Consider the following 10433-nt stretch of genomic DNA (forward strand, 5'->3'; position numbering starts at 1 on the left):
CCCCTGCAACGGCCTCCCAGGCCCGGGCGCCCGCGAAGGGGCCGGAGCATTCCGGGGTGAGCCAGTCGTCGACGAAGGCCGCGACGTCGCCGGAGGACTCCGGCGTGGCCCGTCCGGCGCGCACGAGGGAGAACTCCGGCCTCAGCCGTCCCGAAGCAAGGCCCGTGAGGACGAAGGAGAACACCGGCCTGAGCCTCGCGGACACGAAGCCCGTGCGAGGTGAAGAGGACGCGGGGGTGAGCCGCCCTGGCGCGAAGCCCGTGCGGAGTGATGAAGGCGCGGCCGTGAGCCGCCCCGCCGCGAAGCCGGTGCGGAGTGATGGGGACGCGGCCGTCAGCCATCCTGGCGCGAAGCCGGTGGAAGGCCGTGCGCCCGCCAGGCCCGTGCACACGCCGGACGAGTCCGTGGCAGCCAGAGCGGCCGCGAAGCCCGTCCGTCCGCCGGAGGGCACCACGGGCAGCCGTTCCGCCGCCAAGGCCGTGCGCGCACCGGAAGAGGCCGCCGACAGCCACCCTGCCGCGAAGCCCGTGCGTGCTTCGGCAGAAGCTTCTGACAGCCGCCCTGCCACCAAGCCCGTGCGTGCGCCGGAAGGCTCCGCCGCCAAGCCCGTGCGTGCACCGGAGGACTCCGTGTCGGGCAAGGCGCCCGCGAAGGTGGCCCGCCCCGCCGAGGGCTCCGTCTCCAGCGCCCGGCGCCCCGTGCGCGGCAACGGCCCCGACTCCGACAAGTAGCTCCTGCCTCGCGTGAGGGGCACGACGTCAGCGCCCGCTCCCGCATCGGCGGCATGCCCCGGCCGCGAGAGTGGCGCACCCACGGCCCCGGTGCGGGACCGCGACGCCTACAGGCTCGCCAGCGCCACGCGGTACAGCGCGCGGTAGCCCATGCGCGGGGCGACCTCGAAGCGCTCCGCGTTGAAGATGTCGCGCAGCAGCGCCTGCCCGTCCGGCGTGGACTGCAACCCCAGCAGCGCTGTCTCCAGCGCCGTCACCAGCGGCGCCGGCAACCCCATGGCCACCGGCACGCCGTCGTTGGGCGCCTCGTCCGTGTAGGCCAGCAGCTCGAAGCGCCGGCCCGACCCCGGCCCCAGCACGTCCTCCACGCCCGTGGCGAAGGACAGCCCGGTGGAGGACGGCGGACAGAACACGCTCGTCACGTCCGCCCTGCCCTCCAGCACCGCCTCCAGCGCGCCCTGGTACGAGCCCGTGAACTGCTGCGACACGAACGCCCGCGACGGCTCCAGGCCCTGCGTCTTCAGATAGGCGCTGGGCAGCAGGTAGCCCGCCACCGAATCGCGGTCCACCCACGCCGCCGTGGCGCCCTTGAGCTTCTCCACCGTCAGCCCGGAGCCCGCCCGGCCCACCAGCGCGGAGCGGTAGCTGGACATGCCCCGGCGCACCCCGCGCGTCAGCACCCGCACGCCCATGGCCTCCATGCGCGCGCACACGAAGGGCGGCGCCCAGGCGGCGTCCGCCCGCCCGGAGAGGAGATCCTTGGCGAGCGTCTCGTAGCTGGTGGCGACCCCCACCTCCACGAGCTTGCCCAGCGCGCGCTGCAGGAACGACGCGAGCCGTTCCGCACGCTCGCGCGCCGACTCGCTGCCCAACGAGGGCGGCAGACCGAATCGGAAGGTGTGCCGCGAACCGCCGGGGGGGACGTGCGAGGTCATGCCTCTCCCTGCTTACCCCTGCTGGTCCAACCGCGCCACTTCATCGTCAGCCAGACCGAACGTTGCCTGGAGGAGGTCCAGGATGCGCTGCTCCGCGTGACTCGTCTTCCCGGACGCGTGGGCAATCTTCGTGGCCAGCTGGTACGCCTTCACCCGCTGCGGATGCGTGGCCAGCCCGTGCGCCAGCACGTGCATGCGGTGCGGCAACCCGTCCGACGCCAGCGCCGCCACCGACTCGCTGACGAAGCCCTGCGCCCGCTCCGGGCTCACGTTCTGGAAGAGCGGATCCGCCGCGAAGCTCTCCACCATCGCCCGGGCCTCCGACTCCTTGAGCTGGCCGTCCGCCGCCAGCACCAGCACCATCACCTCCGCGAACAGCCGCTCCAGCGGCTCGCCCAGCGCCTCCGACAGGCTGCCGCCCTGCTCGATGACGTCGATGATCTGCGCCACCTCGTCCTCGGAGATGCCCAGCGCGGCCTGGAACGTCTTCAAGAGCCCCAGCTCCGAGCGCGTGGCCCGCTGATCCGCCAGCGCCACCGCCGCCGCCAGCCCGAACGCCAGCATCCGGTTCTTGTGGTCCGGCAGCCGCCGGCGCAGCGACGCCATCACCTCTTCCAGGTTGCGCGCCTCCGCCAGCCGCACCGCGCTGGTCTCCACCAGCAGGTTCAGCTCCCCGGACTGGGTGCCCTCGAACTCCGGGCGCTCCAGCACGCGCGCCAGCAGCGTCTGCATCTCCCGCTGGGACACGCTGCCGTCCGCCATCGCCGCCAGCAGCATGGCTTCCACCAGCGCCGCGTTGCGCTCCTTGCGCGTCTTTATTGCCTGGTCTCGAGCCATGGACTGGCGCTCCCTTGCGTGTCGTCGGTAGGGGTGGGGACCCCGGGCCCTTCTTCGAGCGCGTTCAGTGGGTCCGGGTTCAGGGTCTTGTCCAACAGGTGCGTGGGCCGCACGTTCGACATCGCGTTGAGCAGGCTCTGGCGGACATTGGGGATCTCCTTGCCCAGGTCCTCCACCAGCTTCTGCATCCGCTTGCGCTGGAGGTTCTCCTGCGAACCGCACAGGTCGCAGGGGATGATGGGGAACTGCTTCTCCTCGGCGAACCGGATGATCTCCTTCTCCGGCGCGTAGCACAGCGGCCGGATGACCACGTTGCGCCCGTCGTCGCTCTTCAAGAGCGGCGGCATCGCCTTCAGGCTGCCGGCGAAGAACATGTTCAGCAGCATCGTGTGGATGAGGTCGTCGCGGTGGTGCCCCAGGGCGATCTTGTTGCAGCCCAGGTGCACCGCGGCGTTGTAGAGGATGCCCCGGCGCAGCCGCGAGCACACCGAACACTGCGTCTTCCCGGGCGGCGTCTTCTCCAGGACGATGCTGTAGGTGTCCTCCTTCAGCATCTTGTAGGCGTACCCCTCCTTCTGGAAGTACCCCTCCAGGATGTGCCCCGGGAATCCAGGGTGTCCCTGATCCAGGTTCACGGCGAGGAGATCAAACTTCACGGGGGCTCGCCGCTGCAGCTCCCGCAGCAGGTGGAGCATCGTGTAGGAGTCCTTGCCCCCCGACACGCCCACCATGATGCGGTCCCCCGCCTCGATGAGGCGGAAGTCCGCGATGGCCCGGCCCATGTGGCCAAGCAGGCTCTTTTCAAGACGTTGGGCGTCGTTCATCGGCGGGGCCATCCTAGCGGCGGTTCGGGAAAAAACACGTCAAAGGGGCGGGCCGGTCCGCTAGCCTGCTCTCCGCGATGCCGACCTTCCCTCAAGGTGCCTTGGATGTGGTGGACGCAGCGGGCGCGGAGGCGGCCACGCGCGTGCTCGAAGCCGCCCCCGAGCTGGCGGTGGACCTGGAAGCGGACGCGATGCACGCCTTCCGTGCCCGGCTGTGCTTCCTCCAGCTGGGGACGGACGCGGACATCTTCCTCTTCGACACCCTCCAGCCGGGCGTGGATCCGCGCCTGCTCGTCCCCTTCATGGCGGATCCGGAGCGCACCAAGTTCTTCCATGCCGCCCAGGGCGACCTGCAGTACCTGGCCGAGGCGGGCGTGCGCGTGCGAGGCCTCTTCGACACGCACCGCGCGGTGACGCTGCTGGGGTGGCCCAAGGTGGGGCTCGCGGACCTGGCCCGTGAACGGCTGGGCGTGGAGCTGCCGAAGGAGCACCAGCAGTCCGACTTCTCCCTGCGGCCCCTGCCCCCGGGCATGCGCGACTACATCGCCAACGACGTGCGCTACCTGTGCGAGCTGGGCCGCCAGGTGCGCGACGCGTGCCGCGAGGCGGACATCCTGGAAGAGGTGCTGCTCGACTGCACCCGCATGTGCGACGAGGCCGCGGCCCGTCCGGAGACGGGCGCCGAGTACAAGCCCAAGCTGTCGCGCAGCGGCCTGTCCGCGACCCAGTACGCGCTGGCGCACACCATCGCCCAGGGGCTGCACCGCCTGCGGCTGGAGTGGGCGGAGAAGGACAACGTGCCCATGGGCCGGATGCTGTCCAACATGGCCATCACGGACCTGGCGCTGAAGCAGCCCTCCACGCACAAGGACCTGGCGCGCGCGGCGGGCGTCCGGGGCGCCGTGGTGCGCGCGCATGGCGACGCGCTGCTCGCGCTCATCCGCGAAAACCAGGAGAAGGCGGCCCGGGGCGAGCTGGACCTGGACCGTGAGAGCAAGGGCCCGCGCGACCCGCACCGGCGCAAGCGCGAGGAGGCCCTCAAGGCCTTCCGCGTGGAGCAGGCCACGGCGCGCAAGGTGACGCCCAGCGTGATCCTCACCAACCCCCTCATGGACGCGCTGGCCGCGAAGCCGCCCGCGAACGTGGAGGAGCTGGGCCAGCTGCCCTATTTCGGGGAGAAGCGGATCAAGCTGTACGGCGACAAGCTCGTCGCCCTGCTGGCGCCCTTCCCAGTGCTGGGAAGCTGACGTTTCCCGCGACGAAGAGGCATACTGCGACGGAGCGCGCGAAACGCCCGGGCATCCACCTGCGGCCGCGCGGCGCAACAGCACTCCGGTCTGGATGTTCAAGCCCCATCTGGACCCGGGGTGCAGGTTGCCAGCACGGCAGGCGTGAGTACCTTTGTCCCCGCACCACCACGAGAGGGCGCTGACATGTTGGGAGCCAGGACAGGTGGGGCGCATGCAGAGGTTTCCCGGTGCATCGCCGCGAGCCTGCGGTGTCAGAGCTCCTGTGAGCGGGGCATGGCGCGCCTGACGGCCCAGGGGCTCCCGGCGGACGACGAGGCGTTCCGGCTGCTGCGCCAGTGCGCGGAGCTGTGCGAGCTCAACGTGCGCGCCCTCCAGAAGGACTCCAGGCTGTCGCGGCGCACCGCGAGCCTGTGCTTCGAGCTGGGCAGCCAGGTGGCGCGCGCCGCGTGGCTGGAGGCGCAGGATGCGGCCTCGCATGAGCTCGCGCGGGACGCGCTGCACCTGGCGCGCGCGTGCCGGCCGCTGGTGTTCGCCGCCTGAGCTTCCGGCGCCCGGCTCCGGCGCCCCCTACCCCTTCAGCGTGAGGCCATACAGCGCGCCGTACTTCGCGCGCAGGTGCTGGAGGAAGTCCCGGTCCGTGAGCCCCTCGCCGGTGATGGCGCGCACGCGCTCCTCCGCGGGCAGCCGGAAGCCCTGCGAGTGCAGCTGGACGCGCAGCCACCCGCGCAAGGGCGACGTGTCCCCCTTCGCGAGGTGCGCGTCCAGCTCCGGCAGCGCGCGCTGTGCGGCGGCGTGCAGCGACGCGGCGTAGAGGTTGCCCAGCGCGTACGTCGGGAAGTAGCCCCACTCGCCCCAGGCCCAGTGGATGTCCTGCAACACGCCCTGGGTGTCATCCGGAGGCGTGAGGCCCAGGTAGCGCCGCATGCGCTCGTTCCACGCGGACGGCAGCTCCGACACGGGCAGCTCGTCGCGCAGCAGCGCCAGCTCCAGCTCGTAGCGCAGGACGATGTGCAGGTTGTACGTCACCTCGTCCGCCTCCACGCGGATGAGCGACGGCGCCACGTGGTTGATGCCCGCGTGGAAGCCGTCCAGGTCCACGTCCGCGAGCGCCTGGGGGAAGGCCTCCTTCAGCGCCGGGAAGTGGTGCACCCAGAAGGGGCGGCCCCGGCCGACGAGGTTCTCCCACAGGCGCGACTGGGACTCGTGCAGCCCCATGGACGGCACCGCGGCCAGCGGCGTGCGCTGGTGCTCCGGCGCGAAGCCCTGTTCGTACAGGCCGTGGCCCGCCTCGTGGAGCGTGCCGAAGAGGGCGGACAGCGGGTGCTTCGCGTCCAGGCGCGTGGTGAGGCGCACGTCCTGCGCGTGCAGCGCGTTGGTGAACGGGTGGATGCTCAGGTCCTGGCGGCCCGCCTCCAGATCAAAGCCCACCGCCTCCAGGAGCCGCATCGTGAAGCGCCACTGCCGGTCGGTGTCGTAGGCGCGGCCGTCGAGGAACGCGGGCGGGGGCCGCCGGACGGACGCGAGCGCGCCCACCATGGGGATGAGCGCGTCGCGCAGCGCGGTGAGCACCGGCGTGAGGCGCTGGACGCGCATCCCGGGCTCGAAGCCCTCCAGGAGCGCGTCGTAGCGCTCTCCGTCGTGGCCCTGCGCGTCCGCCTGCTCCCGCCGCAGCGCCAGCAGCGCCGAAAGCGCGGGCTGGAAGCGGGCGAAGCTCCGGGCCTCCCGGGCCTCGCGCCACGCCTGGATGCCTTCACCCTGCGCCGCCGCCAGCGCGGTCACCAGCCGGGCGGGCACCCGCACCGCGCGCTCCCGCTCGCGGGTGAGCACGCGCACCATGGCCTGCTCGTCGGGCGTCATCGAGCCGGCGCCAGCGCCGGGCCCGGCCGCGTGGGCCAGGGCGTCCCCCAGGCGCGGGTCCACCAGCCGCTCGTGGTGGAGGGCGTGGAGGGTGGAGAGCTGCTGGGCGCGGGCGGGGGCCGCCTTGGAGGGCAGGTACACCTCCCGGTCCCAGGCGGCCAGGTTGATGACGCCGTGCAAGTCACTCAGCTCATGCATCCGGGAGCGCAGCCAGGTGTCCATGGCTGTGTTTCTAGCGTGCTTCCAGGGTATGAGGACGCGGCGATGGCCAACATCCTCCAATTCTTCATGGCACCCGACGATGAGGTCGCCTTCTTCCGTTTCCTCGAGCGTCACGTGCTGGAGGTGTACCCCCGGCGCGTGCCCGTGGACTGGAAGCCCTTCCGCGCCAGCAAGGACACCATCCCCCACCTGCCGGAGGAGGACCTGTACCTGGTGGCGAGCGACATCGGCCCGGCGATGGTGGACAAGGTGAAGCGCGGGCCGGACAAGGGCTCGTGGCGCATCGACGAGGTGCGCTCGCCCGTCATCTTCATCCAGCGCTCGCGCCGCAACGAAGAGGGCGAGCTGCTCAGCGGCCAGATGTGGGTGGAGCTGGAGGTGACGTCCCAGACGGGCCGGCGCGACGCGGCCCCGGACAAGTTCCGCCGCCTCTACCTGGAGGTGGAGGAGTTCATCAAGAAGACCTTCCGCCGGGGCGACCCCAAGGACTTCTTCGTCGGCCCCAAGGCCGCGCGCCTCTTCAAGGAGGGGCTCGTGCTGCGCGACTCCGCCTTCCGCGGCGGCACCGTGGTGCCGCACAAGTAGTCAGGCGGCGGTGTCCTGGACCTGGGCCGCGTCGGGAGCCTCGGTGGCCGTGCCGGGCCGGGCCTGGGCCCCCGCCCGGACGAGGCGCGGCGCCAGCATCAGCGCCAGCGTGAGCGGGGCGAACAGCATCACCGGGAACTGGAAGCGCAGGTCCGGGTTGGGCGACAGCACCAGCCACGCGGCGGTGTTGGTGAGCGCGCACTGCATGACCAGCAACATGCCCACGCTGCGCTGCCGCCACAGCACGACGCCCAGCGCGACGAGCAGCAGGTACAGCGACGGGGCGGGCTGCCATACCGCGGCGCGCACCGGAGGCGGACCGACGTACGCATCAATCAGCCGCTGGGTGTACCCCAGCGCCAGCCTGGGGAACCAGGAGCGCGTCTTCCAGCCGAAGATGTTCGGGTCCACCGTGTTGCCGGACGGATGGAACGGGCCGATGTAGAGCAGCGAATCCGGCGCCCACAGGTAGCGGGTGACGCACGCCCACTGGTCGAAGAACGCGTCCGGGTGGCGCCACGCGAACCGGCCCACCACGCGCGCCAGCTCCAGCCCCTTGCCCTCCAGCCGCTCCGGGTGGTCGTACAGCGGGGTGGAGGGCAAGATGAGGCTGAGCACGGCCTCGCAGACGTAGCGCTTCTGCCACTCCTCCAGCGGCATCAGCTGGGTGAGGGTCCGCAGGTCCTCCGGCGGCAGGGTGTCCGCGTGGAGGGCGGCGGCGCCCAGCCGGTGGATGCTCAGCACCTGGGTGAGCAGCGGCGGCGCGGGCTCCACCCCGGCCGCGCTGTACACCGGGCCGCGCACCAGCAGCGTCAGGCCCACGCCCACCAGCAGCAGCGTGCCGCGCTCGCGGCGGCCCCGGTAGCGCCAGAGCGCGCTCAGCAGCAGGGGCGCCGCCAGCAGCGGGCCGTTGTGGCGCAAGAGGCTGATGCACGCCGCGCACAGCCCCAGCTGCGCCGCGGCCTTCACGGTGAGGCCGCCCGTGCGCTCCGCGCGCAAGAGCAGGAGCACCCCCCACAGGCATATCAGCGTGAAGGGCGCGTCCTTCCACACCGCGATGACATTGGTGCCCAGCGCCGGGGACAGCGCGGCCCACGCCACCACGCCCCAGCAGGCCCAGCCGGGCACCTTCCAGTGCCCCAGCTCCTCCAGCACCTTGCCCAGGAGCCCGGCGAACAGCAGCACCTGGAGGGCGCTCACGGAGGCCATGGAGTCGAACGGCCCGGCGATGAGCCACAGCCACCACGTGTGGAACGGCGGGTGCCAGTTGACGAACCGGCGCGTCGTCACCTGCTCCCACTGCAGCAGCGGATCAAACCCCACGAGCCCCGGGAAGTAGAGCAACCACAGGAAGCCCCACGCCAGCACGAGCGGCAGCGCGTACCGGGCCCAGCCCGCACGGCGCCGGGCGAACGCGGCCGCGCGCCCGTCCCCCCAGCGCGCCTCCAGCAGGAGCCAGAAGACGAGCCACGTCCCCAGCACCATGAGGACGTCCGCCACGTCGGGCACCCAGAAGCCCGGACGCATTTCGGGGACGCGCACGTGCACGAGGCCGTCCGCGTCGGTGCGCGCCTCGAACGGGAGCGACGCCCCGGGGTCTCCCCAGAGGGCCGGCGCTCGCGGTGTCACCCACGTCACCTGGGACACGGTGCGTGCGCTCAGGTGCGCCAGCGTGACCTCCGCCGACACCGTCCGCCGGGGCAGCGGGATGCGCACCTCGTGCACCCCGTCCGGCAGCCCGTGCCCCACGTGCAGGGCCAGGTCGTCGGACGAGAGGGGCCGCTCCTGGAAGCCGTGGCCCTGCCGCTGGAAGGACACGCTGCCCGTCAGCGGCCACCCCACCGCGGCAAAGCGCACCCGCAACTCGGCGTCAGGGCCCGCCTGGTACTTGAACAACGGCCAGAGCGCGAGCGCCCCGAAGAGCGCCCATGCCAGCCATCCGCCTGGATGCCTCCGCTCCGTCCCGCTCACGTCCATGGCTCAGCTCATCCCTGAAGAATGGCGCCCCCCACCGGCCCGGAAGGGGAAGGCAGCTGCTGCTGGCTTCCCGTCTTGACCGGGGCCGTCGCGCGAATCATCGGGGCCCCGGAGACGAACTTCAATTCCGGATGCTAATGCCAGGCGACTTCCCGGAGCGCGGGGGGGGTGACTGGCGCGGTGGAGACCCCGCCCCGCCGCAGCCGGGGCGCGAGCGCCCACGCGAGCAGCAGCGGCGCCATCACCACCGTGGGGAAGAGGAAGCGCAGGTCCGGGTTCGGGGAGAGCGCCAGCCACGAGAGCATGTTGAGGATCGCGCTCAGCACCACCAGCAGCGGCCCCAGGCTGCGCTGCCGCCAGAGGACGACGAGCAATCCCGCGACGAAGAGGTACAGCGACGCGGCGGGCTGCCACACGAGCGTCCGCAACAGGCCGTGCTTCGCGTAGGAGTCGAAGACGGCGTGCTCGAAGAACGGCTGCGCGGGGGCGAACCACGTCCGCGGCCGGACGCCCGCGGTGTTCGGATCCACGGTGTTGCCGCCGCCGTTGAAGGGCCCGATGTAGAGTTCCGACTCCGGCGACCAGATGTAGCGCGTGACGCAGACCTGCTGCTCGAGCAACGCGTCCGGGTGGCGCTTCGCGAAGCGCCACAGCATCCCCGCGAGCTCCAGCCCCCGCCCCTCCAGCTTCGGCCTCTTCAGGGGCGAGCCGAACACGAGCGGCCCCACGGAGAGGCAGTTGTAGCGGCTGCGCCACTGCTCCAGCGGCATCAACTCCGACAGGACGCGTGCGTCCTCGGGCGGCAGCTCCGGGTCCTTCGCCGCGGCCCCCAGCCGGTGCACGGTCAGCACCTGCTTGAGCACCGCCGGCGCCGGGGACACCCCCGCGATGGCATACCCCGGCCCGCGCACCAGCACCGTGAGCAGCACCAGCACGCACACCAGCGTCCCACGGGCGCGCGGGTCGCGGTAGCGCCACAGGCACAGCAGCAGGAGGGGGGCGCTCACCATCGGCCCGTTGTGGCGCAGCAGCGTGATGCACGTCAGACACACGCCCAGCCACGCCGCGTCCACCCCGCGCAGGCCCCGCTGGCGCTCCGCGCGCAGCAGCAGCAGCAGCAGCGCCAGACACACCCACGTGAACGGCGCGTCCTTCCACGTGGCGATGACGTTGCTGCCCCAGGCGGGCGACAGCGTGGCCCACGCCACCACCCCC

At 72.0% G+C, this 10433-nt stretch carries 9 protein-coding genes and 1 pseudogene; 4 read left to right on the forward strand and 6 right to left on the reverse strand.

The annotated features are described in order from the left end of the window. Positions 1 to 731: pseudogene (locus tag D7X12_RS34220) on the forward strand (hypothetical protein); the annotation flags it as partial. 107 nt (positions 732 to 838) lie between these two features. On the opposite strand, the gene D7X12_RS34225 reads toward D7X12_RS34220, so the two are convergent. Genes D7X12_RS34225 through ttcA form a run of 3 tightly spaced genes read right to left on the reverse strand, consistent with a single transcriptional unit; the run spans position 839 to position 3339 of the window. Next, entirely contained in the window at positions 839 to 1666 is an 828-nt protein-coding gene (locus tag D7X12_RS34225) for a phosphate/phosphite/phosphonate ABC transporter substrate-binding protein (protein ID WP_120629413.1), read from the reverse strand. Between the two features lie 12 nt (positions 1667 to 1678). Then, positions 1679 to 2503 (reverse strand): tellurite resistance TerB family protein, encoded by an 825-nt coding sequence (locus tag D7X12_RS34230; RefSeq protein WP_120629414.1) that lies wholly within the window; start codon positions 2501 to 2503, stop codon positions 1679 to 1681. Continuing rightward, positions 2482 to 3339: a tRNA 2-thiocytidine(32) synthetase TtcA gene (gene ttcA, locus D7X12_RS34235; RefSeq protein WP_120629415.1), complete on the reverse strand. Its 858-nt coding sequence runs from the start codon at positions 3337 to 3339 to the stop codon at positions 2482 to 2484. The genes D7X12_RS34230 and ttcA overlap by 22 nt, the downstream gene beginning before the upstream one ends. 65 nt (positions 3340 to 3404) lie before the next feature. On the opposite strand from ttcA, the gene D7X12_RS34240 reads away from it, so the two are divergent. Both D7X12_RS34240 and D7X12_RS34245 read left to right on the forward strand, forming a co-directional pair. Continuing rightward, positions 3405 to 4574 (forward strand): ribonuclease D, encoded by a 1170-nt coding sequence (locus D7X12_RS34240; protein WP_120629416.1) that lies wholly within the window; start codon positions 3405 to 3407, stop codon positions 4572 to 4574. A gap of 186 nt (positions 4575 to 4760) precedes the next feature. After that, complete coding sequence (locus tag D7X12_RS34245; RefSeq protein ID WP_120629417.1) at positions 4761 to 5117, forward strand: four-helix bundle copper-binding protein; 357 nt, start codon at positions 4761 to 4763, stop codon at positions 5115 to 5117. Between the two features lie 27 nt (positions 5118 to 5144). Here the strand turns inward: D7X12_RS34245 and D7X12_RS34250 are convergent, their stop codons facing one another. Further along, entirely contained in the window at positions 5145 to 6656 is a 1512-nt protein-coding gene (locus D7X12_RS34250) for a carboxypeptidase M32 (protein WP_120629418.1), read from the reverse strand. A 42-nt stretch (positions 6657 to 6698) separates the two neighbouring features. Between D7X12_RS34250 and D7X12_RS34255 the strand changes: the two genes are divergently transcribed. After that, on the forward strand, positions 6699 to 7241 hold the full coding sequence (locus D7X12_RS34255) for a hypothetical protein (RefSeq protein WP_208719459.1): 543 nt from the start codon (positions 6699 to 6701) through the stop codon (positions 7239 to 7241). Here D7X12_RS34255 and D7X12_RS34260 read toward each other — a convergent pair whose 3' ends face one another. Continuing rightward, entirely contained in the window at positions 7242 to 9218 is a 1977-nt protein-coding gene (locus D7X12_RS34260) for a hypothetical protein (protein ID WP_120629420.1), read from the reverse strand. 134 nt (positions 9219 to 9352) lie between these two features. After that, the coding region (locus tag D7X12_RS43155) for a hypothetical protein (RefSeq protein ID WP_158620179.1) at positions 9353 to 10433 on the reverse strand (1081 nt) is incomplete at its 5' end.

This window comes from Corallococcus sicarius (assembly GCF_003611735.1).
Taxonomy (GTDB): Bacteria; Myxococcota; Myxococcia; order Myxococcales; family Myxococcaceae; genus Corallococcus; species Corallococcus sicarius.

Excerpts from the sequence above, each read along its gene's own strand:
- D7X12_RS34225 (WP_120629413.1), bottom strand. The coding sequence starts at position 1,666 with ATGACCTCGCACGTCCCCCCCGGCGGTTCGCGGCACACCTTCCGATTC.
- D7X12_RS34230 (WP_120629414.1), bottom strand. The coding sequence starts at position 2,503 with ATGGCTCGAGACCAGGCAATAAAGACGCGCAAGGAGCGCAACGCGGCG.
- ttcA (WP_120629415.1), bottom strand. The coding sequence starts at position 3,339 with ATGGCCCCGCCGATGAACGACGCCCAACGTCTTGAAAAGAGCCTGCTT.
- D7X12_RS34240 (WP_120629416.1), top strand. The coding sequence starts at position 3,405 with ATGCCGACCTTCCCTCAAGGTGCCTTGGATGTGGTGGACGCAGCGGGC.
- D7X12_RS34245 (WP_120629417.1), top strand. The coding sequence starts at position 4,761 with ATGTTGGGAGCCAGGACAGGTGGGGCGCATGCAGAGGTTTCCCGGTGC.
- D7X12_RS34250 (WP_120629418.1), bottom strand. The coding sequence starts at position 6,656 with ATGGACACCTGGCTGCGCTCCCGGATGCATGAGCTGAGTGACTTGCAC.
- D7X12_RS34255 (WP_208719459.1), top strand. The coding sequence starts at position 6,699 with ATGGCCAACATCCTCCAATTCTTCATGGCACCCGACGATGAGGTCGCC.
- D7X12_RS34260 (WP_120629420.1), bottom strand. The coding sequence starts at position 9,218 with ATGGACGTGAGCGGGACGGAGCGGAGGCATCCAGGCGGATGGCTGGCA.